Origin of the sequence: Chryseobacterium sp. FH2 (assembly GCF_001045455.1) — a bacterium.
In the GTDB taxonomy this organism is placed as follows: domain Bacteria; phylum Bacteroidota; class Bacteroidia; order Flavobacteriales; family Weeksellaceae; genus Chryseobacterium.
The window spans coordinates 411,726-437,843 of the sequence record NZ_LFNE01000003.1 but is presented as its reverse complement, the minus strand read 5'-3'; the positions used below and the strand labels follow the sequence as shown (position 1 = coordinate 437,843).

General features: G+C 35.0%; 18 protein-coding genes and 1 riboswitch. Of the genes, 7 read left to right on the top strand and 11 right to left on the bottom strand.

Translation table 11 applies throughout. The features are described from left to right. Position 1 precedes the first annotated feature (1 nt). Positions 2-862 (top strand): hypothetical protein, encoded by an 861-nt coding sequence (locus tag ACM39_RS07090; RefSeq protein WP_048510324.1) that lies wholly within the window; start codon positions 2-4, stop codon positions 860-862. Here the strand turns inward: ACM39_RS07090 and ACM39_RS07085 are convergent. Beyond that, on the bottom strand, positions 859-1,320 hold the full coding sequence (locus ACM39_RS07085) for an Lrp/AsnC family transcriptional regulator (RefSeq protein WP_048510323.1): 462 nt from the start codon (positions 1,318-1,320) through the stop codon (positions 859-861). The two genes, ACM39_RS07090 and ACM39_RS07085, sit on opposite strands and share 4 nt — an antisense overlap. A gap of 154 nt (positions 1,321-1,474) precedes the next feature. Continuing rightward, positions 1,475-1,662: riboswitch (cobalamin riboswitch) on the top strand. Positions 1,663-1,846: 184 nt separating this feature from the next. On the opposite strand from ACM39_RS07085, the gene metE reads away from it, so the two are divergent. Beyond that, the gene (metE, locus tag ACM39_RS07080) at positions 1,847-4,162 is read left to right on the top strand and encodes a 5-methyltetrahydropteroyltriglutamate--homocysteine S-methyltransferase (protein WP_048510322.1); all 2,316 of its coding nucleotides are present in this window, start codon (positions 1,847-1,849) and stop codon (positions 4,160-4,162) included. 323 nt (positions 4,163-4,485) lie between these two features. Beyond that, on the top strand, positions 4,486-4,932 hold the full coding sequence (locus tag ACM39_RS07075; protein ID WP_048510321.1) for a KTSC domain-containing protein: 447 nt from the start codon (positions 4,486-4,488) through the stop codon (positions 4,930-4,932). A gap of 275 nt (positions 4,933-5,207) precedes the next feature. Here the strand turns inward: ACM39_RS07075 and ACM39_RS07070 are convergent, their stop codons facing one another. The 8 genes from ACM39_RS07070 to recQ all read right to left on the bottom strand — a co-directional run bounded on the left by ACM39_RS07070 (position 5,208) and on the right by recQ (position 17,613). Next, positions 5,208-8,396: an efflux RND transporter permease subunit gene (locus tag ACM39_RS07070; RefSeq protein WP_048510320.1), complete on the bottom strand. Its 3,189-nt coding sequence runs from the start codon at positions 8,394-8,396 to the stop codon at positions 5,208-5,210. A gap of 6 nt (positions 8,397-8,402) precedes the next feature. Next, positions 8,403-9,464: an efflux RND transporter periplasmic adaptor subunit gene (locus tag ACM39_RS07065; RefSeq protein ID WP_048510319.1), complete on the bottom strand. Its 1,062-nt coding sequence runs from the start codon at positions 9,462-9,464 to the stop codon at positions 8,403-8,405. A 6-nt stretch (positions 9,465-9,470) separates the two neighbouring features. Continuing rightward, positions 9,471-10,823 (bottom strand): TolC family protein, encoded by a 1,353-nt coding sequence (locus ACM39_RS07060; protein ID WP_053073303.1) that lies wholly within the window; start codon positions 10,821-10,823, stop codon positions 9,471-9,473. 97 nt (positions 10,824-10,920) lie between these two features. Then, positions 10,921-11,514, bottom strand: a complete 594-nt coding sequence (locus ACM39_RS07055) for a TetR/AcrR family transcriptional regulator (RefSeq protein WP_048510318.1) — start codon at positions 11,512-11,514, stop codon at positions 10,921-10,923. 211 nt (positions 11,515-11,725) lie between these two features. Next, the gene (locus ACM39_RS07050; protein ID WP_048510317.1) at positions 11,726-12,550 is read right to left on the bottom strand and encodes a S1 RNA-binding domain-containing protein; all 825 of its coding nucleotides are present in this window, start codon (positions 12,548-12,550) and stop codon (positions 11,726-11,728) included. Positions 12,551-12,707: 157 nt separating this feature from the next. Continuing rightward, on the bottom strand, positions 12,708-14,111 hold the full coding sequence (gene lpdA / locus ACM39_RS07045) for a dihydrolipoyl dehydrogenase (protein WP_048510316.1): 1,404 nt from the start codon (positions 14,109-14,111) through the stop codon (positions 12,708-12,710). A gap of 164 nt (positions 14,112-14,275) precedes the next feature. Further along, positions 14,276-15,358: a glycosyltransferase gene (locus ACM39_RS07040; protein ID WP_048510315.1), complete on the bottom strand. Its 1,083-nt coding sequence runs from the start codon at positions 15,356-15,358 to the stop codon at positions 14,276-14,278. A 50-nt stretch (positions 15,359-15,408) separates the two neighbouring features. Beyond that, positions 15,409-17,613 (bottom strand): DNA helicase RecQ, encoded by a 2,205-nt coding sequence (recQ, locus tag ACM39_RS07035; protein ID WP_048510314.1) that lies wholly within the window; start codon positions 17,611-17,613, stop codon positions 15,409-15,411. 160 nt (positions 17,614-17,773) lie between these two features. On the opposite strand from recQ, the gene ACM39_RS07030 reads away from it, so the two are divergent. From ACM39_RS07030 to ACM39_RS07015, 4 genes are all read left to right on the top strand, one after another. Beyond that, positions 17,774-18,733 carry an SIS domain-containing protein gene (locus ACM39_RS07030; RefSeq protein WP_048510313.1) on the top strand — a complete coding sequence of 320 codons (960 nt, stop codon included), beginning with the start codon at positions 17,774-17,776 and terminating at the stop codon, positions 18,731-18,733. 138 nt (positions 18,734-18,871) lie between these two features. Continuing rightward, on the top strand, positions 18,872-19,699 hold the full coding sequence (gene tatC, locus ACM39_RS07025) for a twin-arginine translocase subunit TatC (RefSeq protein WP_185097452.1): 828 nt from the start codon (positions 18,872-18,874) through the stop codon (positions 19,697-19,699). 160 nt (positions 19,700-19,859) lie between these two features. Further along, complete coding sequence (locus ACM39_RS07020; protein ID WP_048510312.1) at positions 19,860-21,491, top strand: M1 family metallopeptidase; 1,632 nt, start codon at positions 19,860-19,862, stop codon at positions 21,489-21,491. A gap of 115 nt (positions 21,492-21,606) precedes the next feature. After that, positions 21,607-23,463 carry a peptidase M61 gene (locus tag ACM39_RS07015; protein ID WP_048510311.1) on the top strand — a complete coding sequence of 619 codons (1,857 nt, stop codon included), beginning with the start codon at positions 21,607-21,609 and terminating at the stop codon, positions 23,461-23,463. 72 nt (positions 23,464-23,535) lie between these two features. Here ACM39_RS07015 and ACM39_RS07010 read toward each other — a convergent pair whose 3' ends face one another. Together ACM39_RS07010 and dacB are read right to left on the bottom strand one after the other, a co-directional pair. Beyond that, complete coding sequence (locus ACM39_RS07010; protein WP_410470241.1) at positions 23,536-24,693, bottom strand: sensor histidine kinase; 1,158 nt, start codon at positions 24,691-24,693, stop codon at positions 23,536-23,538. A 3-nt stretch (positions 24,694-24,696) separates the two neighbouring features. Next, a complete protein-coding gene (dacB, locus tag ACM39_RS07005) occupies positions 24,697-26,070 on the bottom strand; it encodes a D-alanyl-D-alanine carboxypeptidase/D-alanyl-D-alanine-endopeptidase (RefSeq protein ID WP_048510309.1) in 1,374 nt (457 codons plus the stop codon). Positions 26,071-26,118: the final 48 nt, after the last annotated feature.

Genomic DNA, 26,118 nt, shown 5'->3' with positions numbered 1-26,118 from the left:
TATGAGTATTTTTAATTCACCAAGCAGCCATTCAAAAATTGAAAAGATTCATCAATTTATTACTTTAAATAAAGGTGAAAATTTCGATTTTTGGGAAGAAAAAGGATTTCAGGATCTTCATGTTCTACTATTAGCCCTTTCAGATTCAGAAGTAGAGAAACTAGGAAAAAGAATAGAAAATTGGACAGAATATGATCAGGCAATTCTCACAGACTGTGTTGCTCATGGTATCGACAATAAGTTTGATTTAAAATATGATGATAAAAAGAAAAGTTTAATAACTAAACTTTATTCTCATGTTCCTTATTTTTCGCATCCTGATATAAAAAAATGGCGGAAAAATTATAGAGCTAACTCCAAAACAAAAAGCAATAATCTAAAGGTCTTTTCTATCTATGATTATTTATTGAAGAATGAATATAGAGATAGTGATTTTTGGAGTCTGGGAGGAGGAAACGACGAAATCCAGTGTATATTAAATAATTTTAATGATAGCGATTGGAAAGATTTAAAAGAAGACCTGCTTAATTGGAGTAATGATCACCAAACAGCAATAGTAAATGCAGTCCCTTTTGGTTTTGACAGGATATTTGCCTCCACATTGCAGGAAAGAATGATTTCTCAAGCCGGAAATTTTTTACTGGATGTATTTGTTTTACTGGATGATACTGACATTAGATTAGACATTTCATATCATAGCTTTTTTATAAATATGGGTAATACCCAACAAGTTGAAAAACTGAAATTTGTGAAAGACTGGATGCTGAAAAATGGCTTTGATTATCAATCGTGGAAACAATCAACGATAAACCCTATTACCAACATTGAAGAAGCGATAAATAAAGCAAATAATTCATTCTAAATACTCACTCCATACGTATTCTTCACTTCCGCCATCACAAAAGTACTGTGTGTGCTTCCGATAGAGTCTACAGAACCTAGTTTATTAAAAACAAAATCCTGATAATGTTTCATATCTCTTACCTGAACTTTTAAGAGAAAATCAAAGTCTCCTGAAATGTTATAGCATTCTGCAACTTCATCAATCTGTAGAATATCTTCAACAAATTGATTCCCAACAGAACGATCATGAATTTTAAGTTTCACCTGACAAAAAACAGTGAAACCACGGTTCAGCTTTTCGGCTTCCAAAACTGCCGCATAATGCTTGATATATCCTTCCTGCTCAAGCCTTTTGATCCGTTCAAAAACAGGTGAGGCTGAAAGATTTATTTCTTTTGCAAGCTCTTTTACGGTCAGTTTGGCATTTTTTTGCAGGATTCTCAGCAATTGCAGATCCTTTTCGTCTAGTCTTTCCACAGAATAATATTCTTTTTAAGGTTCTAAATTTCAAATTTACAGCATAAATATCTTTTGAAACCCATTAAAACCAAATATTATACTTAATATTTTAAATTAAACCAATCAATTTACTTAATTTAATATCTTTGAAACATATTTTGTTCTTTAACATACTTCATCAAACGGAAAAGGTTTTACTTAACGTAGATTAATAGGGAATCGTGTGAAAATCACGAGCTGTCGCGCAACTGTAAGTAACACAACGAAGGTTTTTGTCCACGTATATATCCACTGTGCAAACGGGAAGGATGACAAAAACTGTTACAAGCCAGGAGACCTGCCTGTTCCGAATTGACAATGCTTTCGCGGTCTGAAGCTTTTTGATCAAACAGATGGTACAATTCAATATTTTTTTATCACTTATCGATAAATTATGTCCTTACTGTATCTATCTATTTCTCAAGATTTCTTTCTTCGAAGGTATTGCGAAGCATCCGAAGAACTTTTAAAATCATTATTGTTTCATTTAAAAGTTTAAAAGAAAATGCAAACGCACCTACTTGGCTATCCGCGTATTGGTAGCAACAGAGAACTCAAAAAAGCCTGCGAGCAATATTGGTCAGGCAAAATAGCTTTGGATAAATTGTTAGAAGTTGGAAAAACCATTGCCCAAAACAATTGGAAACTGCAGCAGGAAGCAGGAATTGATCTTATTCCCTGCAACGATTTTTCCTATTATGATCAAGTCTTGGATATGACATTGACAGTCGGGGCAATACCGGGACGTTATCAGGAAATTACTTCCAAAAAATCTGAATTTGATCTTTATTTTGCGATGGCAAGAGGTTTCCAGCAGGATGGATTAGACATTACTGCTATGGAAATGACCAAATGGTTTGATACCAATTATCATTATATCGTTCCAGAATTTCATAAAAATCAGGAATTTAAATTATTCTCCAATAAAATTATCCAGGAATTCATCAGTGCAAAGCAGGCCGGAATCAATGCAAAACCTGTGATTATCGGTTTGCTGACGTATCTCTTATTGGGAAAAGAAAAAGAAGAAGGTTTTGATAAGTTAGATTTAGCGCAAAATTTGCTTCCGGTTTATCTTCAAATTTTAAAGGAACTGGAAAATCATGGTGCAGAATATATTCAGTTTGATGAGCCATTTTTAGCGTTAGATTTAAATGAAAAAACGAAAGAAACCTATCAGTTTATTTATGCCGAAATCAGAAAACAGTTCCCGAAACTTAAATTCATTGTAGCAACTTATTTTGAAGGTTTAAAGGACAACCTTTCTTTGGCAGTTTCCCTTCCAATGGATGTCTTACACCTTGATTTGGTTCGTTGTCCTGAACAATTGGATGAAGTTTTATATACGATTCCAAACACTTTAAGCCTTTCATTAGGAATCGTCGACGGAAGAAATATTTGGAGAAATGATTTCAGCAAATCTCTGGCTTTTATTAATAAAGCGATTCAAAAGATAGGATCAGAAAGAATTTTCATTGCACCTTCATGTTCACTGCTCCACTCTCCTTTTGATCTTGATTCAGAGAAAAATGATGAAATCCTGTCTCCTGAAATCAAGCAATGGATGTCTTTTGCAAAACAAAAAGTCTATGAAATTGTTAATTTAAAAAAACTCACTTCAGAAAACCCGGATTACAATGCCTTACAGGAGCTGGCAGAAAATAAAAAGGCGATTGAAAACCGTAGAATTTCAACATTAATTCACAATGAAAAAGTAAAAGACCGTGTTGATGTAACCACTGAAGAAGATACACATAGGAATTCCCTGTTTAGTATACGAAAAAAAAGCCAGCAGGAGGTTCTGCAGCTTCCTTTATTTCCGACAACAACCATTGGTTCGTTTCCACAGACGAAAGAAGTGAGAAGTTGGCGGGCAAAATTCAAAAAAGGTGAATTGAATGCCGAACAATATGATATCTTATTGAAACAGGAAACCGAAAGAACGATTCGTTGGCAGGAAGAAATCGGGATTGACGTGTTAGTTCACGGAGAATTCGAGCGAAATGATATGGTGGAATATTTCGGGGAACAGTTGGCCGGATTTGCCTTTACTCAAAACGGATGGGTTCAAAGCTACGGAAGCCGTTGCGTAAAACCTCCGGTGATTTTCGGAGACGTTCACAGGCCGGATCCGATGACGGTGTATTGGTCGGAGTACGCTCAATCGTTGACTCAAAAATGGGTAAAAGGAATGTTGACTGGGCCTGTGACGATTCTTCAATGGTCTTTTGTGCGTGATGATCAACCTCGTTCGTTGACTTGTAAACAGATTGCTTTGGCGATTCGTGATGAGGTGAATGATTTGGAAAAAGCAGGAATCAGAATCATCCAGATTGATGAACCGGCGATTCGTGAAGGGCTTCCGTTGAGGCAATCCGACTGGCAGAATTATCTGAAATGGGCGGTTGAAGCCTTCAGAATTTCGGCAAGCGGTGTGGAAGATGCCACCCAGATTCACACGCACATGTGTTATTCTGAATTTAATGATATCATTCAAAATATCGCCGATATGGATGCAGACGTCATTACGATAGAATGCTCCAGAAGCCAAATGGAACTGTTGAATGCTTTTGCAGATTTCAAATATCCGAATGAGATTGGACCTGGAGTTTACGACATTCATTCACCAAGGGTCCCGTCCAAAGAGGAAATGGTAGAATTGCTAAAAAAAGCACAAGCCGTAATCCCTGCCCAGCAACTTTGGGTGAATCCTGATTGTGGTTTGAAAACCCGTCATTGGGATGAAACAGAAAAAGCGCTGATCGCCATGGTGGAGGCTTCAAGGGAAGTGAGCGGGGAATTTTTGGAGAAGAAAAATTGAGATATTAGTTTGCAGGAGCCAGAAGGCTCCTGTTTCTTTGTTTAATTTAGATTTAAATTAATAAATTTCACATTATTTGTTATTTAATAAAAGTAATTATATAATACAAAAAGAACTAGTTCTTTCTGTATTATCCAAGTTTAAAATATTCATTTGTAAATTTCAATCTAAGTTGAATGATTTATATTGAAAAGCATGTCCAGATTTTTTTCAAATGATCTCAACAAGATATTCTTTATCTACAAATAAATTAATACTGAATAACTTACACTTTCTCAATTTAAAACCTTAATTTTGCACCCTGAAATAAGGATTTTGCAGTTATGAAAAAATTAGGCGAATACAGAAAGCTTCTTGAAGTTGATAAAACCGTTACTTTAAAGGAATTAAAGACAATTTACAGGAATACGATGAAAGACACACATCCTGATAAATTTATCAATGATGAAGTGGGAAAGCTGGAAGCAGAGGAAAAAAGCAAATCTGTGATTGAAGCCTATCATTTTTTGGTAAGCATTAACCCGGAAACGCAGGAAAAATATAAAGAAGAATATACGGAAACGATTACAAAATCTAATATTCAGGATTTTTATTTGGAGAAGTCAGTTTTGACAGTTCAGCATTTAAACGGAAAAACATACGAATATATTGGTGTTCCAAAAAATACATACATCAAAATGGTAAATGCGGATTCACCAAGTCGCTTTGCAAGAAGACATATCTATGGAAGTTTTGTCTTCAGAAAGTCTGGCGAGGTGATGGCAGATTAATTTTTCATATATAAAATAAATGAGGCTTTCAGATAATTCTGGAAGCTTTTTTATTTCTATTACTGATGATAATTTTTTAACGTAAAGAGCGCAAATTTTCTGGTTAAATTTTTGAAAATATTTTTCGTCTGTAAAGGCGTTTCACTCAGCAAAGAGAAAGTTATTTACTAGTATTTATAATTTTGAGATTGCTTCTTCGTTTTACTCATCGCAATGGCATCAAAAAAGCGCATCATTTCTGATGCGCTTTTCGATTAATTAAAGGCTGTTATATTTTAGTCTACGTGTTTTGGAGTAAATCCGTCTTCACTTAGTTCTCTATGCTCATAATCGGCTTTCATCTCAGCTTCGTAGTCTATTTTTTCATGTTTGCCCATTCTCCTTAAGATTGAATCAAATAATGAATAAACTACCGGTACAATAATCAAAGTAAGGAATAATGACGATGTCAAACCGCCAATAATTACCCAAGCCAATCCGTTATTCATCTCGGCTCCGGCTCCTTTTGCAATCGCAATTGGAATCATACCGAAAATCATCGCAATCGTAGTCATTAAAATCGGACGAAGACGTGCGTGGTTTGCCTGAATCAAAGCATCATGTGTATTAGCTCCTGCCGCTTTCCTCATATTCGCAAAATCGACAATCATAATCGCATTCTTCGCTACCAAACCAATCAACATGATCATCCCCAGCATCGTAAAGATATTTAATGAATTTCCTGTGATAGCAAGAATTACCATTACTCCAATCAACGCCAAAGGAATTGAGAATAATACCACAAACGGATATACAAATGAGTCATATAACGAAACCATTACCAGGTAAACCAATACAATAGCCGCCATCAAAGCGATTCCTAATGTACCGAAACCTTCTGTCTGGTTTTCCATATCACCACTCCAGATGTAACTTACACCAGCAGGTTTTGTCTTTTCATTATCCATAAACATCGCAGCCCACTCGTTTGCAACATCTCCTACAGGACGACCAACTACTTTAGATTTTACCTTTACAGAAGGGGCTTTATCTCTACGTTCCAATAAACTTGGTCCTGAACCCATTTTTACATCAGCAAACTGGCTTAACCTTATCTGTTCTCCCTGAGGATTTGTAAACATCAGGTTTCTCACATCATCAATTGATTGTCTGTTGGCATCACCAAAACGGATATTGATATCATATTCATATTCTCCTGCCCTGAATTTTCCGTCTGTATTTCCACTGAATGCAGTCTGCATTGTTTGTCCTACACCCGAAAGATTTAACCCTAAAGAAGCCATTTTATCCCTGTCGATATTCACCTGAACTTCCGGATTTCCAGAGTCAGTTGATAATTCAGCATCCACAGAACCAGGAACTTTTTTCAGTAGTTCTAAAATTCTTTGTGCCTCTTTATTGGCTGTTTCGTTATCCTGAGCGGTGACAACCATTTCAATTGGTGCATTATCTGCTCCCATTAATCCGATTGGTGCTGTTTTAAACTCAACTCCTGTGAATTTTTCTTCTAAAGCTCTCTTGATTTTAGCAGATTTAATATCTGTACTTTCATTACGTTCAGATTTATCTACCAAAATTACCTGAATTTCTGATTGATACAATGTAGCCTGTGCTCCACCAAAACCTGATGACTGCTGACCTACTGTTGTAATCATATCAACTACATCTTTATCATTCCTAAGGTATTTTTCAACAGCTAAAGTAACTTGGTTGGTTTTTTCAACAGAAGCGTCTTTTGGTAATTCCATCTGAACAAGGAACTGTCCTCTATCCATTTTAGGGAAGAATTCGCCTCCGATAAATCCGAATGCAACCAACATAAACGAAGAAATTAAAATAATAAATGTTACTACAACAGTCATCACTCTTCTTAATGTTGTTTTTAAAGCCCATTCCAAAATTCCTGTAATCCAGTGTGTGAATTTTTCCAATTGCTTTTCAAACCAAAGGATAAATTTCTCAAAAGGATTTTTACCTGTCAAATGCACTAGTTTACCATATCTTGAAGATAACCAAGGAATGATGGTAAATGAAGCTAATAAGGACAATAATGTAGCAATAACTACCGTTACGCAGAACTGCGCCAGGATATCAGATACTAATCCCGAACTCATCGCAATCGGTAAGAATACTACCACAATTACTAAAGTAATTGCTGTTACGGTAAATCCAATCTCAGAAGCACCATCGTACGCTGCACGAATTCTGCTTTTCCCCATCTCCATGTGACGATAAACGTTTTCCAAAACCACAATCGCATCATCCACAAGAATACCAACAACCAGTGAAAGTCCTAATAAACTCATCAGGTTTAAGGTATATCCCATCAGATACATTCCGATTACTGTCGCAATCAATGACATCGGAATAGAAACCATTACGATGAATGCGTTTCTTATATTGTGAAGGAATAATAACATCACTACTGCCACCAAAATAATCGCTAAAAATAAGTCGAAAATTACGTGGTCTGCAGCTTCAAGCGTAAAGTCTGTAGTATCATCTACAATATTGATTTTGATCGCCTGAGTTTTATAATCATTCTGAACCTGAGCAATTGTTTTCTGAACTAATTCTGAAACCGCAACCGCATTTGCATCAGACTGTTTTTTAACCTGAAGTAAAATAGTTGAATTCTGATTGTATCTCGCTACTTTCTCTACGTCTTTTTGTGTATCGAAAACTGTAGCAATATCAGACAAACGAACCTGAGCTCCATTTTTATTCGAAACTACAAGATTGCTCATTTCAGCTACGCTTCTATACTTTCCTGAAAGTCTGATCGTAGATCTTGAAGTCCTTGTTTTCAGAGCTCCCGTAGGGAAATCCAAGTTTGAAGAAAGAATTGCCTGCTGTACATCTGCAATTGCAAGACCGTATCCCTGCATTTTCTTTTCATCTAAACTCACCTGAATTTCTCTTTCCTGCCCACCTACAAGGTCAACCTGAGCAACACCATTTACACGAGAGAAAATAGGTTCTATTTTTTTATCTAAAAGATCATAAAGATCTTTATTATTAAGTTTATCACTGGAAATACTCAACGTCATAATCGGGAGATCATCTAATGAGAATTTTTGCAATGATGGCGGATCTGCATCGTCCGGAAGGTCTGCCAAAATAGCGTTTACCTTTCTTTGTGCATCATTCAAAGCATAGTTTACATCGGCACCTGTATTCAACTGAACCATAATTACCGATAAACTTTCATATGATGAAGATTCTACTTTTTTTACGTTTTCCAAAGAACCCACGGCATCTTCAATCTTTCGCGTAACTGAAGTTTCCACCTCAGAAGGTGATGCTCCCGGATACACTGTGGAAATCGTTACCATATTGGTTTCAAACTTCGGAATCAACTCGTACCCCATCATGGAGTAACTTAATAGACCACCCAGCGTAAGTATCGTAAACAATACGATAACGAGGGACGGTCTTTTAATGGATATTTCTGCTAACTTCATCTTCTCTTACTTTACGATATTGATTTTTGAACCGTTATCAAGGTTGATTTGTCCGCTGGTAATTACTTGTTCACCACCATTCAATCCGCTTAGGATCTGAACTTTATCTCCGTATACTTTTCCTGTCTGTACTTTGATTAATTTAGCCGTTCCGTTGCTCACGATAAATAATTGTCCTGAGCTTACCCCATTTACGAAAGCTTCCGCAGGAACTGTTAACATATTTTGAGTTTCAGCACCATGATTTGTCTTAAACAAAGCCGTTGCGTACATACCTGCTTTTAGATTTCCTCTGTTTTGAACTTCAATTTCAACCGGGAAATTCAAAGAAGCATCACTTTTAGGAGCAATAAATGTAATTCTGCCACTGAAAGAATCTTCCGGCAAAACATTTACCTTAATAGGGACTTCCTGACCTAGCTGAATTCTTCCAATCTGGCTTTCATCCACCAAAACTGAAAGTTTTAAGCTGTTAATATTAACGATTTCAAACATTGAAGTCCCCGGAGATACTACAGTTCCCGGCTCAACCATTTTTTTATTGATAGTTCCGCTGATTCCTGCACGGATACTTGTATCATTTACCCTTACTCCCTGAGCTCTTACTGCGGCCTGAGCATTTTTTAACTGTAATCTTGAGTTATCAAGCTGTTGCTTTGTAACACCTCCTGTTTTAAAGGCGTTTTCGTAACGCTGATTATCAATAATTGCATTCTGCAGGTTATTTTGAGCCTGAGAAATATCAACTTCGATAGCATCTTTTTTGATTGTTGCCAAGGTCTGTCCTGCAGAAACTTTCGAACCTTCTTTTACCATAACACTTACAATACGTCCCGCAATCTCAGAAGACTGGTTCATTTCCTGTTTTGGCAGAAAAGTTCCGTTTGCAGTATAATCTGTATCGATATTTTCTCTTGCAACAGTTACAACATTTACGTTGATTTTATCAACCTGCTTAGCAACTTCTTTTACTTCTGTTTCCTGTTTCTTCTTATTATCAGCGATTTTATATGCGGCTAAACCTATAAGTACAGCTGCGACGATGATATATATTAAAGTTTTTTTCATAGTTTATTACGGGTTTTGTAGTGTGTTTAATTCTCCTTTAGCCTTGATTAATTTTATTTCCGCCTGTTTGTAATCTAATAAGGCATTTGCATAGTTCTGTTTAGCTTGGGTAAGAGCATTTTCAGCATCTAAAACTTCTGTAAGTGTTGCCAGACCATATTGGTAATTTGCCTGGGTATTTTTCTGAACCCTTTCCGCCAAACCTGCATTATCTTTCATACTCTCGATATTGATTAATGCATTTTCCATATTGGTAATTGCATTTTTGTAATCTAAGCTTAAATTTAATTGAGTATTTTGAATATCCTGATCTAAATCCTGAATATCAATTTCTGCCTGATTGATTTTTGCTTTCGTAGCGCCACCTGTGAAAATTGGGATATTAATATTTAAGCCAATCGCCGAGTAATCGCTCCAAAGAACTCCGTTATTCATCCCGTTGGTAAGAGGGAATTTTCTTCCTTGTCCTCCCCAGCCGTAATTAGCCACCAAATTCACCGTCGGATACAAATAAGCTTCCGTCGCCTTTTTATTGTATACAAGAAGCTCTCTATTTTTATTTAAAACTTTGACTTCTGTACGGTCATCAAGATTCACATTGCTCGCAATCAGTTCAGGTTTTGGCTCGATCGATTTTTCCTCAAGCTCAATATCTGTAGAAATCGGGATTCCCATATAAAACTTCAATGCATTTTTTGAAAGCTCTACAGAGTTGATTAATGTTTGCTTATTTGAGCCAATATTAGTCAGCTGAACGTTTGTACGATCTAAATCTATCGCTTTTGCCAAACCGTTATCTACTAAGCTTTTAATAACATTCCTCACCCTTTCTGTGTTAGCATAGCTTGCTTCCACTGTCTTCAAATTTTCTTCCTGAACAAAAACCTGATAATAAGCTGTTGCAACATTTTCGATGATTTGTTCGTTTGTCAACTGAGCATTTAATACATAAAACTCTCTTGTAGATTTCGCAGCTTTAAGGCCTGTAAAAACTCTCTGATCAAAAATCGCCTGTTGAAGCTGTACAGAAGCTGTTGAACTCCAAGGCTGCCCCAACTGAGCTCTTATCCTTTCTCCGGCAAATTCAAGCAAAGATTCCTGAATAACAGGATTATAGGTTAAACCTGCCGTAGCGCTTATCTGAGGCAAAGCCCCCGCTCTGGCTTCATCAATTTTATATTCAGCTTTTTTGATCTGTAAAGCAGCTTTTTTGGCTTCTGCTTTATTTTGCAGTGCCTGTTTGATTGCTTCTTGCAGAGAAACCTGCTGTTGAGCAGACACCGATGAAAAGCTGAAAATCATAAATGCAGCAGCTATCCCAATTTTTAGCCTTTTTGCAGTTATACGTTTTCTTTTCATAATTTATTACTTCGTTTATTTTTTTAATGTAATTTTCTTCTTCAATGTTTTTATTTCTAAATGACGAACCATTTCCTAAAATACTTTAATATGTTGTTTAATTTTTAAATAACATATTTAAAATAATCTCCTTTCTTGCGGCAATAATCTTATCAAATTTTTCATCGCTTATCATAAGATTTTCCATTAATAATGGCCTGACTGCACTTGGGAAGACTAATAATGAAACCATATTTAAAACAAACTGAATAGGTTCCATTGTTTCGATATTTCCCAATTTCATTTCTTTTTTTATGTCTTTGTATAGTTTCTTTAATTCATCTTCTTCGATGTCTCTTTTATGACAATTTCCTTTGTTAATCTGCGAAACGATATAGGTTTCCAAATATGGGTACTGAAGACTTGTCGATAAACTATGCTCGATAAACTGCGCCATTTTTTCTTTAAAAGGCAAATCAGAATTTTGGATAACTTTAGATTTATCCTGTTCTACTTTTTGAGCTTCATCAAAAATGATCTGAATCAAATTATCCCTCGAACGGAAATAATAGTTGATAAGCGTTCTGTTTACTCCTGCTGCGTCAGCAATTTCTTGCGTCGTAGCATCAAACTTCCCTTTCACAAAGAATAAATTCTTTGCTGTCTCTTTGATTAATTCCTGTGTTTGGTCTTTTTTTGCTTGATTTGACATTTTTGTTAAACAAATTTGTGCAAATGTAAATCAAATTTCATTTTTGACAAAATTGTTAAACAAAATTATTAAACAAATTATTATGATATACATCATGTTTTAATCATGTAATAATGAATTGAAATGAGATAAATGAAGAGTTTTATAAGGACAATCAACCTTTTGATAATAAGCAAAAAAAAGCGAGCAGAAAATTCTGCTCGCTTTCATTTTATAATAATTTTATTTTGTCTTCCAAAATATCAATCACTTTATCTTTGTAAAGACCTCCAATGGCCTTCTTAAAATTCTTTTTACTCATCTGAACCTCATCTTTAATTTCTTCCGGTGAAGATTTGTCTGAAAGATAAAGCAATCCGTAATTTTCTTCTAATTTATTTAGGATTTTTAGCCTGAATTCATCAATATTTTCAAAACCTTGAGGCTGTAGAGAAACATCTATTTTACCGTCTTCACGAATTTCTTTGATATAACCGTTTTCTTCCGATAAAGGATATAATTTTTTGAAAACATCTGATGTATAGATCAATCCGATGTATTTTTTATTGATAACAACATTCCAGCCCAATTCGCTTTCATTCATCATAATCAAATCAACCTTATCCCCTTTCTGGAAAGGTAAATTTTCATATTGAGGATTTCTTTTAAATTTTGTTGTTCCTGTAATTAGATCTAAGCTTTCATCAATATAAATATAAACCAGATATCTTTTACCTTCAATGATTTTGGATTTCTGTTGTTTATAAGGAATGAATAAATCTTTAATAATTCCCCAATCCATAAAAGCTCCACTCGGAAGACTTTGAACACAGCTCATTACTGCAAACTCACCCACTTCAGCCAATGGAATTTCTGTTGTTGCTTTTAATTTATTATCATCCTGATACACAAAAACTTCAATCTCATCCCCAATTTCTTTTTCATCCTGAGTGAAAATTTTAGGCAAAAAAGCTTTTTCACCTGATTCATCAGTTAAAATCCATCCTGAACTGATTTTTTCTGAAATTTTTAAAGTCTGAGTTTTCCCGAATTGCATGTAATGATAAAATTAGCTGACAAAGGTAAGGAAAATAATTTGCAAGTTGAAGAGTTGTTGTATCGGAGCGCCTAAGAGTTTGAGAAAATAAAAAGACTGCCAATAATTGATGACAGTCTTAATTTATATTTAAATGATTAAAATTTTTAATCAAATATTACATATGAATAGGTCTTTTTCCAGTTGCATCCAACGCAGCCTCCTTAATAGCTTCGGCGTATGTAGGGTGGGCGTGAGAACTTCTTGCGATATCTTCAGCACTTGCACGGAACTCCATTGCAATTACCCCTTCTGCAATAAGATCTGCCGCTCTAGCTCCTATAATATGCATACCCAAAACCTCATCAGTTTTCTCGTCTGCAATGATTTTAACCAAACCATCAACATCACCACTTGCACGGCTTCTTCCTAAGGCTCTCATTGGGAAAGAACCAACTTTGTAAGCCACACCTTCTTCTTTCAATTGTTCTTCAGTTTTACCAACTCCGGCAACTTCCGGCCAAGTATAAACAACACCGGGAATTAAATTATAGTTAACGTGAGGTTTTTGTCCAGCTAACGTTTCAGCAACGAAAACTCCTTCTTCTTCAGCTTTGTGAGCCAACATTGCACCTTTGATAACGTCACCGATTGCATAGATATTGGCAACGTTTGTCTGTAAGTGGTCGTTTGTTTTTACTCTTCCTCTTTCGTCTAATTCAACACCTGCTTTTTCTAGTCCAAGGCCATCTGTGTAAGGTTTTCTACCTACAGAAACCAAACAATAATCTCCTTCTACAGTTACTTCTTCTCCTTTTTTATCTTTAGCCGTAATTTTTACAGTATCACCATTTCTTTCAACAGCAGAAACAGCCGTGGAAAGCATGAATTTCATTCCCTGCTTTTTAAGAACTTTAGTTAATTCTTTACTTAAAGCTCCATCCATTCCAGGGATGATTTTATCCATAAACTCAACAACAGTTACCTGGGCTCCTAATCTTAAATAAACTGAACCTAATTCAAGGCCGATAACTCCACCACCGATAACTACCAAATGTTTAGGAATTTCCTTAAGGTTTAAAGCTTCCGTAGAAGTAATTACTCTTTCTTTATCAATTGAAATAAAAGGTAAAGAAGATGGTTTTGAACCCGTTGCAATGATTGTATATTTAGATTCGATCGTTTCCGTAGAACCGTCATTTTTTGTTACTTTAATCTGAGTAGCAGATTCGAAGCTTCCAACACCTTCAAAAACAGTGATTTTGTTTTTGTTCATCAGGTAGCTGATTCCATCAGTATTTTGTTTGATAACCTCATTTTTACGTTCAACCATTCTTGCAATATCAGCTTGAGGCTCGTTAATAATGATTCCGTGGCCAGCAAAATTGTGTTTTGCGTTCTCAAAATGTTCAGAACTGTCCAAAAGAGCTTTTGACGGGATGCATCCTACGTTAAGACAAGTTCCTCCTAAAGTTGGATATTTTTCAATAATTGCTGTTGTGAAACCTAATTGTGCAGCACGGATTGCAGCAACATATCCACCAGGACCAGAACCGATTACGGTAACATCGAATTGACTCATGTTATTTTATGAATTTGTTATTATTATCTATCTTAATTCTTACAAATTTACTGATAAATTACCAAGCATGAAAGTGAGATTTGTCAATTTTGAAAATGACCTTTATTTGTGATAATAAACGGAATAACCTGTTACTAAAATTCATGCAAAATTTCGAATCTAAATTATTTCTTCATCAAATCCAGCAAAACCTTTTCATACATGTCTAAAATAATATTTTTTGAAAATCTAGATTTTATGGAGTTTTTTATTGCGTCTTTATCATAGGAATAATGCAGGATATTCATGATTTTCTGTGCGAAATCTTCATGATTTTCGATATCTGAAATTTCCCCGTTTGTTTTGTCCTGAATAATTTCATTGATTCCGCCTGGGCAATTGTTGGCTAAAGAATACGTTCCGCAGGCTCCTGCTTCCAGTAAAACATTGGGAAAACCTTCATATCTTGAAGAAAGTATAAATAGATCTGCATATTTTAGAAACTGATAAGGATTTTCCTGTCTTCCATGGAAGATAACCTGCTTTAAATCTAAAAAATCTTTCATTTGATGAAGAATTTCCCTGTCTTTACCATCCCCTAAAATATGAAGAATAATATTCTCATTTTTAAGTCTGGAAAAAACTTTCAGCAAATTATCAAAACCCTTTCTGGCAGATAAATTACCGATAGCAACAACATTTTTATAATTATATTTAAAGCTTTCAGGTTTTGTAGAAGCAGCCAGTTTTGATTCAATAAAATCAAAATCAACAGGATTATTTATCTTGACAATCTTACTTTGTCTAATATTAAAATTATTAATCAAATCCTTCTTCATATCATCACTTTGTGCAATGATTCTCTGGTAATTATTGTAAAAATTATAAAAAAACTTTATTTCTTTTCTTGTAACGTGCTGTGTAACGACATTCGTTTCTCGTGCAATAAATTTTGTTTTTGGGAAAAGCTTGATAAATAGAGATAAATAGGCATTTACTTCACCAAAACCAGAAAATACAATGTCTGGTTTTCTTCGGTAAATCTCCCTTAAAATTGGTTTTAATGAATGCCTGATTCTTTCCCTATTTACATCAATAATTTCAACATCATTCTTAAGAAAGCTGAGATAGCCTCCTTCCTTACGTAAAAGCAAAATCTTAGGTTCAAATCTATCCCTGGAGAGATGATTCGCAATAGTGGTAACAATTCTTTCCGCACCCCCGGTTTCCAAATCCGGCAGAATAAATATGACAGAAATTTTTTTCATTTTATTAAAAAACCTCACCCATAATGCAGGTAAGGTTAATATTTTTAACTTTAATTAGCAACATCACTAATGAATTTTATTCTCAACATTCTTACTTCTTCATCGGAAAGCTCATCGCCAAATTCATCCAACAAGACTTTCATACTATCGCTTTCAGATTCGTTCATGAATTCCATAAAGCCATCAACAATATCTTCGTCAAAATTATCTTCAATATAATAATCAATATTAAGTTTTGTTCCCTGATAAACAATACGTTCCATTTCTTTCAACAATTCATCCATCGTAAGATTTTTAGCTCTTGCAATATCTTCAAGGTCTATTTTTTTATCTGTACTTTGGATGATGAAAACTTTGTGGCTGGATTTGTTTGCCACCTGTTTCAATACCATATCCTGAGTACGCTCGATATTATTATCTTCTACATATTTATTGATAAAATCAGCAAATTCTTTCCCATATTTCTTAGCTTTTCCTTCACCAACACCATAAATTTTTGCAATTTCATCTAAAGTGACAGGATATTGTACCGTCATATCTTCCAAACTGGGATCCATAAAGACCGTGTAAGGCGGAATTCCGTATTTCTTTGCGACTTTCTTTCTTAATTCCTTTAATAGACTATATAAATTTTGGTCCAAACCTCCGCTGGACTGTAACTGAACCTGATCACTTTCAGCCTTTGTCTGGGTTAAATCAAATTCTCTGTCTTCGGCAATTAAAAACGAATGTTCCAGTTTACCATTTAAAACCTGTCTTCCCTTTTCCGATATCTTTAAAACTCCATACGTTTCAATATCTTTCTGTAAAAAATTCTGAACTGTTGCCTGTCTTAAAATAGTTTTCCAATAATTATCTTTTTCATCTTTTCCAAAGCCGAAATAAGAACTTTGCTCCAGCTTATAAGATTTTGTCACCGCATTTTCCTTTCCTGCAATCACAGAAATCAAATCCTTTGCTTTGAATTTTTCTGCATTATCATCAATTAATTCCAAAACTTTCTTCAAATCGTTGGTAGCATCCTTCAATTTTGGCGGGTTTGATGCGTTATCACACATATTAGCACCTTCGCCATTGACCGGATCGAAGTTTTCACCAAAATAATACAATATATATTGTCTTCTGCTCATTGAAGTTTCGGCATAACCAACCACTTCATTCAAAAGTTGCAGGCCAATCTCTCTCTCAGAAACAGGTTTCTGAGCCAAGAATTTCTCTAATTTTTCAATATCTTTTGGATCGTAGAAAGCCAGACAGTATCCTTCTCCGCCATCCCGGCCTGCACGGCCGGTTTCCTGATAATAACTTTCCAAAGATTTCGGAAAATCATAATGAATTACAAAACGTACATCAGGTTTGTCAATTCCCATTCCAAAAGCAATTGTTGCAACAATTACATCAACATCTTCCATCAGGAACTTATCTTGATTTGTAACCCTTACTTTTTGGTCTAGGCCGGCATGATATGGTAAAGCATTTACTCCGTTTACCTGTAAAAGCTGAGCAAATTCTTCAACCTTTCTCCTGCTCAAACAGTAAACAATCCCTGACTTGCCCTTATGTTGGTTAATAAATTTTACAATTTCCTTATCTACATTTACTTTAGGCCGTACCTCATAATAGAGATTCGGTCTATTGAAACTTTCCTTGAATACCAACGCATTAGTCATTCCCAACGTTTTCTGGATATCATCCTGAACCTTAGGAGTTGCAGTAGCCGTAAGTGCTATAACGGGTACGTTTGCAATTTTATCGATAATCTGTTTCAGATTCCTGTATTCCGGTCTGAAATCATGTCCCCATTCTGAAATACAGTGTGCCTCATCAATAGCAAAGAATGAAATCTTTACTTCTTTCAAAAAGTCCAGATAATCTTCTTTAATTAAAGATTCAGGAGCTACATACAGAAGTTTTGTCTTACCGCTTTTAATGTCGTCGAAAACCTGTTTGGTCTGCGTTTTGTTTAATGATGAATTTAAAACGTGTGCTACTCCGTCATCAGATGAAAGACCGTTTACCGCATCTACCTGATTTTTCATTAAGGCTATTAAGGGCGAAACCACTATTGCTGTGCCCTCGGAAATAAGTGCCGGAAGCTGATAGCATAAGGATTTACCTCCTCCCGTCGGCATCAAGACAAATATATCCTTCCCTTCTAACAGGTTTTCTATAATTTGTTCTTGCTGGCCTTTAAAAGTAGAAAACCCGAAATATTTTTTCAATTCGCCTGATAAATTGGCTTTTTTTGCGCTCATCTAATTTTCTATTGCTAAATTTGCATCTATCCCAAAGTTATAAAAATTTTGCTTAAAATAAAAGCGAACGAATTTATAAAAATAAAATTTATATTAAATATTCTTTTTAAAATATAACGTTTTTTAAGATATTTATTGTATACACCCCTATAAAAGTAAAATGGAAAAAGCCAACATCATTTCAATAGCAAAAAGCACTTTAGAAATAGAAATTTCAGAACTTGAGAAACTTAAAAACAGACTTGACGATGATTTTGTAAAAGCTGTCGAAATCATACATTCTGCAAAAGGTAAGCTAATAGTGGTAGGAATCGGTAAGTCGGCTCATGTCGGAAATAAAATTGTTGCAACGTTAAATTCTACCGGAACTCCTTCACAGTTTCTTCATGCTTCAGAGGCCATTCACGGAGATTTGGGGGTTATCCAGAAACAGGATGTGGTTTTATGTATTTCCAATTCGGGGAACTCACCTGAAATTGTAAACTTGGTTCCTTATTTAAAAGACTATTCTTCTGCACTAATCGCAATGACAGGAAATAAAAACAGCAAACTTGCTGAATTTTCTGAAGTTATTCTAGATACTCATGTTGACATGGAAGCTTGCCCCAATAAACTGGCCCCTACAAGCTCAACAACCCTACAAATGTCTCTTGGAGATGCTCTAGCAGTTGCTTTAATGGAATTGAATGAATTTAAAGCTAACGACTTTGCAAAATTTCATCCGGGAGGAAGCCTGGGAAAAAACTTAATTTCGAAAGTTGACGATTTCCTTTCTTCACAAAAACCTCAGGTCACAGAAAACGATACGGTGAAAGATGTGATTATTTCTATCAGCAGCTCAAGACATGGAATCACAGTGGTGGCTAATGAAGACGAAATCATCGGTGTAATTACTGATGGTGATTTGAGAAGAATGCTAATGAAAGGGGATGATATTTCTAAGGTTTTAGCAAAAGATATCATGTCTGCAAACCCTAAAACAATTGAAAGAAGTGCTTTGGCAAAAGAAGCCATGAAAATTTTAAAAGAAAACAATATCGGTCAGCTTATCGTAACGGAAAACGGAAAATATTTCGGAATTATTGATTTGCATAAGTTGTTGGATGAGGGAATAAATTAAAAGTTAAGAAACACAAGGCTTGAAGTTAATATTGAAAATGTGAAAATTTTTCAGATTAATAAATAAACTAACTTCTAAATTTCTACCCTCTAACTTCTTTAAATATTTCATAAATTTGAATCCTTAAAAATATATTCTGTGAGTGAAGGTAAAGACATGTCCTTTCTTGGGCATATTGGAGAATTAAGAGGTCACCTCATCCGCTCAATTCTTGCTATTATAGTAGCTGCATTTGTTGTCGGCTTTAATATCAACTGGATTATGGATCACATCTTTTTTGGTCCTACAAGGAATGATTTTCCGACTTTCAAGATTGTAAATCACTTTTCGAGAATGCTTTTGGGTGAAAACAGCATTCACCTTCCCAAAGATTTTCCCGTACGTGCAAGTAAGCTTTACCAACAGTTTAACGTAATGATGGCTGTTTCCATATTTGGTGGTATGGTAGCTGCTTTTCCTTATATTGTTTGGGAGCTTTGGAGATTTATCAGCCCCGCACTTCATCCGAAAGAAAGAAAAAATTCAATCTTTATCATTAATGCAGTCTGGATGTTGTTTATGATCGGGGTTTTATGCGGATATTTTTTAATCCTTCCTTTTGCCGTAAATTTTGGAGTTATTTTTAAGATTTCAGATATTATTGTTCCGCTTTACGATTTAAGCGATTATACAACTCTATTTTTACAGGTAGTTCTAGGAATGGGAGTTATTTTTCTTTTCCCTATTCTTATTTATTTCCTTACAAGCATCGGAATTCTGACCCCCCTGTTTATGAGAACTTACCGTCGTCATGCGATTGTATTGATTATGGTTGTAGCAGCTATTATTACCCCGGCAGACGTTTTAAGTATGATTATGGCTGCCTTGCCCCTTCTTTTATTGTATGAGTTCAGTATTTTGATGTGTTCATATACGTATAAAAAAGTTCAGAAACGTGAAGGAAATCTTCCAGCCGTTCAGAAATAGCTTTAGCTAAGCTTTATAATATATTCCCGCATTGATGTCTGCGGGATTTTTCTTATTATCATAAAGAAGTGTATCTGATTTAAAAACACGTATATTTTGTTCTTTCGCAGTTTATTATTGATTAATTTTCTATTTTTGGAAAGAGTTAATTTAATTTTAAATGAAAAAGCTGTCATATACACTTTTATTTGTATCGGGATTGTCATTTGGACAATTCTTTGAAAAGGATAAAATCTTCACAAAACAGGACACTTTAAAGGGTTCTAACACACAGTTCCGAAATTTTTGGGATGTTAAAAAATATGATTTATCTGTTGAGCCAGATTTTAGCCAACAAAGTATTAAAGGCAATAATAAAATCAGTTTCGAAATCATAAAAGATATTGTAAACCCAACTTTCCAAATTGACTTACAACAGCCAATGAAAGCCGATAAGGTGGAAGGAAACTTCCCGATTACTGGATATAAACAGGACGGCGATTTTATTTGGGTTAAAACTAATAAAAATTTCAAAAAGGGAGAAAAATATACGATTGATGTAACCTATTCCGGAAATCCTGTCATTGCAAAACGCGCACCTTGGGACGGAGGTTGGGTTTTCACACAAGATGAAAATGGAAATCCCTGGATGAGTGTTGCCGATGAGGGAATAGGAGCTTCGATTTGGCTTCCGACAAAAGATATTTGGAGCGATGAGCCGGATAACGGAATCATAATGAAAATTATTACTCCAAAAGATTTGGTAGGTGTAGGAAACGGGAGATTAATCGATAAAAAAGCAGAAGGCGATAAAATTATATATACCTGGGAAGTTAAAAATCCTATCAACCCCTATTCCATCATTCCTAATATTGGGAAATATGTGAATTTTAAAGATACTTTCAACGGAGAAAAAGGAAAACTTGATCTTGATTATTGGGTGTTAGATTATAATTTAGAAAAAGCTAAAAAGCAATTCCAGCAAGTAAAACCCATGCTCTCGGCATTTGAATACTGGTTTGGTCCTTATCCTTTCTATGAGGATTCTTACAAACTTGTAGATTCGCCATATTTAGGCATGGAACATCAAAGTAATGTTGCGTATGGAAACGGTTATCAAAACGGTTATCTAGGAATGGATTTCTCAGGAACAGGAATCGGTTTAAACTGGGATTATATTATCATTCATGAAAGCGGCCACGAATGGTTTGCTAATAACATCACCGCCAAAGATCAGGCAGATATGTGGATTCATGAAAGTTTCACGATGTATTCTGAAGTTCTTTTCACAGAAAAATACATGGATAAAAAGTCTGCGGATATTTATGCCATCGGAATTAGAAAGAAAATTCAGAATGACGTTCCCATTATTGGAAAATATGGGGTAAGAAATGAAGGAAGCGGAGATATGTATCCTAAAGGAGCAAGTATGCTTCACACCATCCGTCAGGTTATCAATAATGATGAAAAATTCAGGCAAATTTTAAGAGGAATCAGTAAAGATTTTTATCATCAAACAGTAACAACAGAACAAATCGAAAGTTATATTTCAAAAAAATCCGGAATTGATTTCTCAAGTGTTTTCAATCAATATTTAAGAACAACACAAGTCCCGGTTTTGGAATATTCTCAAAAAGGACAGGAGCTAAAATTCCGCTATACAGATGCTGTTAAAAATTTAAAACTGCCGATCAGAATCAATGGCGACCAAACCATTAACCCAACCGAAAAATGGCAAACTGTAAAACTAAAAAATAATAATCCTGCTGAGTTTAATCAGGCTTATTACATCGATTATAAAAAGGTACAATAATTGAAATAAAAGGGCAAAATCATGATTTTGCCCTTTTATTTTTATGAAAAATTTAATATAGTATCCGTAACAAAATGATTTTTACAACAACTACTTAATTATAAAATTTAACTCAATGAAGAAAACAGCATTAAGCTTAGGTGTTTTAACCGCTTTTCTGGTTAATGCACAATCTATAAAAACAACAATTGATTTAGTCAATGTAAAAGACGATAAAGTTGCCGTTACCATGGAATTTCCTAAAATGAAATCCGGTGACATAAAATTCCATTTTCCGAAAACCGTTCCCGGAACTTATTCTGAGGATGATTACGGAAGATTTGTAGAAGGTATCAAATTTTACGACAATAAGGGAAAAGAGCTAACGTATACTAAAGTAAATGATAATACATACTCATTAAAAAACGCTCAAAATTTAACTAAAGTTACCTATTTGGTTAATGACAGTTTCGATGACGAAATAGATACTTCAAAACATAAAGCTGTATTTTCACCTTCAGGAACTGATATCGAACAAGGTAAAGTTTATTTAATCAACACTCATGGTTTTGTGGGGTATATTGATAATATGCAGGATGTTCCCTATCAGCTGGTGATTCAAAAACCTACTGATTTCTACGGAACAACGGCTTTGGTAGATCAGGATAAATCTGAGTCGACGGATACCTTTACATTGGCAAACTATGCTAAAGTTACCGATTCTCCATTAATGTATACAAAGCCTGACTATATCACTTTTAATGCAGGAGGGATGGATTTGGTTCTGGGAGTTTATTCTCCGACAGGAAAATATAAAGCCGCTGATTTTAAAGACAATTTAGAAAAAATGGTTTTGGCTCAAAAGAAATTTTTGGGTGATATGAACACCAATAAAAAGTATGCTATCATGCTTTACCTTTCTGGTGGTGACGGACCTCAGATTAAAGGTTTCGGAGCCTTGGAACATCACGAATCTACAAGTGTTGTTCTGCCTGAAATGATGCCTAAAGATGCCATTGACAAGACTATTACCGATGTTGTTTCTCATGAGTTTTTCCATACGGTAAATCCTTTGAAAACACATTCGGAAGAAATTCATTATTTTGATTATGCTGATCCGAAAATGTCTCAACATCTTTGGATGTATGAAGGAGGAACGGAATATTTCGCCAATTTATTCCAGATTCAGGAAGGATTGATTAATAAAGATGAATTCCTGCAAAGAATCACAGAGAAAATCACCAATTCAAAGAATTATGACGATACCATGCCGTTTACGGTAATGAGTAAAAATGTTCTGAAAGAGCCTTACAAAGATCAATATAGAAATGTTTATGAAAAAGGAGCTCTTTTGGCAATGTGCCTTGATATCGAATTGAGAAAACTTTCAAACGGCGAGATGGGCTACCGTGATATGATCAGAAAACTATCTCAGAGATTTGGTGAAAATAAGCCTTTCAAAGATGATAAACTGATTGACGAATTGGTAACGATTACGGGTTATCCGCAGGTAAAAGATTTTTACAATAAATACATTGCAGGAAATCAGCCAACTCCGTACGAACAATATCTGAATATGGTAGGCGTAGAAATAACAAAACAGGAAACTCCACCAATTTTCTGGTTCATCAAAGATCCACAGCAAACGGGCTATAATGAAAAGAACAAAACTTTTATTTTCGATGAAAATTCACCATTATCTCCTTTTGCTAAAAGTGTAGGCTTTAAAATCACTGATGAAGTTTTGGCTTTAGACGGTAAGTCAATTAATATTCAAAATGTTCAGGAATTTATTGGCTATGCTAAAACCATTAAAGAAGGACAGAATGTAACATTAACGGTTTTAAGAAAAAATGGAGAGAAACTGGAAAAAGTTAATCTTCAGGGAAAAGCAATTTTGGATAAGATGTCAGTAGAAACACTCCAATTCAAACCTAATCCAACACCTGCAGAACAGAAACTGCAAGAGCAATGGTTGACCGGAAAAAAATAATCTTAATTAAAAATTAAGCGGGGAATTTTCCTCGCTTTTTTGCTTGCAATGGCTGATTTGTATGGCTAGCGTTTAAGCTTTCTTAATTGTTATCCTAAAAGTTGTTCCTTTTCCCACCTCGGTCTGCGAAATTTTAATATCACCGTTATGGTATTCCTTAACTACTCTTTTGGCCAATGACAACCCCAATCCCCAACCTCTTTTTTTCGTAGAATATCCCGGTTTAAAAGCATTCCTGGCTTGTTGTTTTGTCATCCCGCTACCGGTATCTTTTACTTCTATCAAAATATTTTTATTTCGCTCAAAGACGGACATTAGCAAAGAACCTTCCCCTTTCATTGCATCAACAGCATTTTTAACTAGATTTTCGATAACCCAGCTCATCAGAATCTTATTATGTGGAACTAAAATATTATATGTTGGGAGATTGAGAGTAAAATTAATTTTTTTAGAAATTCTGGTTTTTAAATAATTGAAATTTTCCTGAATAGTTTGATTAAAATTCATATCATTCAGTTCAGGGACAGAACCAATTTTGGAAAATCTTTCGGAAATTGTCCGTAATCTCTCAATGTCTTTTTCAATCTCATGCACACCTTCGGAATCCGGGTTCTCAAGCTTCATGATTTCCATCCAGCCAATCATAGAAGACAAGGGTGTTCCGATTTGGTGAGCAGTTTCTTTTGCCAGTCCTGCCCAAAGATAACCTTCGTCCGTTTTCTTGATTGTTCTTAAAAACCAAAACGAAAACAAAAAATATGATAAAATAAAAAAACCTAAAATGTATGGTGAATAGCGTAAATTATTCAGCAATTTTGAGTTGTCATAATACACAAACTGGTTATTTCCATTGGGAAATTTCAATTCAATCGCCGGATAGTTTTTAGACATTTTTTTAGCCAGTTCCGTAATCTTAAAAGTATCTTTTTCTATCTCTCCGGGAATGTTTCTATGCGCAATAGGTCTGTCATCTTTATCTAAAAGAATTACGGGAATTGTTGTATTGGAACTATAAATCTGGAGAATCAATTCCTGAACCTCAAGACTGGGAGTATTGACTTCCTGCTGAAATTTTAAGGCGCTTACTAAAATATCCACCCTCTTGACTTCTTCCTTTCTGAGATAATTAATAAGCAATGTAGAAGCCACAACGATAGTAACAACTACCAGCGTCATCAAAGTGAAAATAATCCAGTTATTCAGTTTGGAAAGTATCGTTCTTCTCAAGATAATTTATTTTAAAACATTCAGAATTTTTTGCAATTCGCTGCTTCCGCTCCCTTGATAATTGTTAATAATGATTGAAAATACATATTTTTTTCCATCTTTTGAAGTTTGATATCCTGCAAAAGATTTTGTATCCTTCATTGTTCCACTTTTCATTTTCATCCCATTGTCCTGAGTCGGAAAGCCATCATAATAAGACTCAAACCAAGGTTGTTGTTTGGCATATAATAAAGCCTGGACTTGTGCTTTTGCCGAAACATAATTTTGTGGCGAAAGCCCGCTTCCATCTGCAAAATTGATCATATTGGCATTAATTCCTTTTGACTTCCAGAATTCTTTAAGATATGCTACCCCACTTTTGAAACTTGAATTTCCTTTCTTTTCTTTTCCCAACGTTTTAATTAAAGTCTCACCGTAAAGATTGATGCTTTTTCTTAAAAACCAATAAATAATTTTATCTAAAGTGGGTGATTCATAGGTAAGAATGGTATTATTTTCCGGAAACTTTAAAATATGTTTTCCCTCAATGATAAGTTGAGAATTAGTAATTATCTTTCCTGTAAAATCGATTCCGGATTCTTTAAACCATTCTTTGATCTCAATACCCAGCTGTAACGGTGGGTTTGGGACAGAACCTGAAACTGTAACTGTTTTTCCGGCTGGTAAAGTTCCGTTAATCAAAGCAACATCTGAATGTGGAGCTGTAAAAATCAAACTCTGGTCTGAATTCCCGCCAGTTTTCAATTCATTAATCCATTTTACGTTTTCAAGAGGATATGAAAATCCTTTAAAGTCTGTTCCGTTAATATTGATATCAAATTGATTTTCCCGCCAATTTATTCCCCAAACTCCAGCTCCATAATAGTTTCCCAAATCGTCCCAAGGCCATCCCCCCGGAATGGTTTGAGCATCAAAATAGCTGTCATCAATAACCAAATCTCCGGAAATTTTTGTAATTCCAGATTTTTTTACAGCATCGATAAGCTTCTTTTTAAACATTTCAGGTTTATAAGCTTCGTAGCGCCAACTTCCCAATGTGGGATCTCCATTGGATGCAATGAAAAGATTACCACTCAAGTTTCCTCCCGAAATCGTTCCTGAATATCCTGATAATGTTTTATAGGTATAATTCTTCCCTAAAGTTTCCAAAGCCGCTGCAGCGGTAAATATTTTCTGAGTAGATGCTGTAGACAGTCCTTTATTTCCCTGATACTCGTAAATAAAATTTCCTTTTTCATCAGAAACATAAAATGATAAACTGGAAGAAATTGCTCCCGAAGAATCCATTAAATCTTTAGTTGCCTTGTCTAGTTTTTGAGCTATATTTTGAGCAAAAATTATCTGTGTTGAAAGGGTAAGAACTGCTAATGTTTTTTTCATCGCATTTTTTTGTTTTTCCTTAAATCATTTTCAGGCGCTTCGTGAACG

Bases quoted from the DNA above. Each gene is read 5' to 3' on its own strand.
- ACM39_RS07090 (WP_048510324.1), top strand. From the start codon at position 2: ATGAGTATTTTTAATTCACCAAGCAGCCATTCAAAAATTGAAAAGATT.
- metE (WP_048510322.1), top strand. From the start codon at position 1,847: ATGCAAACGCACCTACTTGGCTATCCGCGTATTGGTAGCAACAGAGAA.
- ACM39_RS07075 (WP_048510321.1), top strand. From the start codon at position 4,486: ATGAAAAAATTAGGCGAATACAGAAAGCTTCTTGAAGTTGATAAAACC.
- ACM39_RS07070 (WP_048510320.1), bottom strand. From the start codon at position 8,396: ATGAAGTTAGCAGAAATATCCATTAAAAGACCGTCCCTCGTTATCGTA.
- ACM39_RS07065 (WP_048510319.1), bottom strand. From the start codon at position 9,464: ATGAAAAAAACTTTAATATATATCATCGTCGCAGCTGTACTTATAGGT.
- ACM39_RS07060 (WP_053073303.1), bottom strand. From the start codon at position 10,823: ATGAAAAGAAAACGTATAACTGCAAAAAGGCTAAAAATTGGGATAGCT.
- ACM39_RS07055 (WP_048510318.1), bottom strand. From the start codon at position 11,514: ATGTCAAATCAAGCAAAAAAAGACCAAACACAGGAATTAATCAAAGAG.
- ACM39_RS07050 (WP_048510317.1), bottom strand. From the start codon at position 12,550: ATGCAATTCGGGAAAACTCAGACTTTAAAAATTTCAGAAAAAATCAGT.
- lpdA (WP_048510316.1), bottom strand. From the start codon at position 14,111: ATGAGTCAATTCGATGTTACCGTAATCGGTTCTGGTCCTGGTGGATAT.
- ACM39_RS07040 (WP_048510315.1), bottom strand. From the start codon at position 15,358: ATGAAAAAAATTTCTGTCATATTTATTCTGCCGGATTTGGAAACCGGG.
- recQ (WP_048510314.1), bottom strand. From the start codon at position 17,613: ATGAGCGCAAAAAAAGCCAATTTATCAGGCGAATTGAAAAAATATTTC.
- ACM39_RS07030 (WP_048510313.1), top strand. From the start codon at position 17,774: ATGGAAAAAGCCAACATCATTTCAATAGCAAAAAGCACTTTAGAAATA.
- ACM39_RS07020 (WP_048510312.1), top strand. From the start codon at position 19,860: ATGAAAAAGCTGTCATATACACTTTTATTTGTATCGGGATTGTCATTT.
- ACM39_RS07015 (WP_048510311.1), top strand. From the start codon at position 21,607: ATGAAGAAAACAGCATTAAGCTTAGGTGTTTTAACCGCTTTTCTGGTT.
- dacB (WP_048510309.1), bottom strand. From the start codon at position 26,070: ATGAAAAAAACATTAGCAGTTCTTACCCTTTCAACACAGATAATTTTT.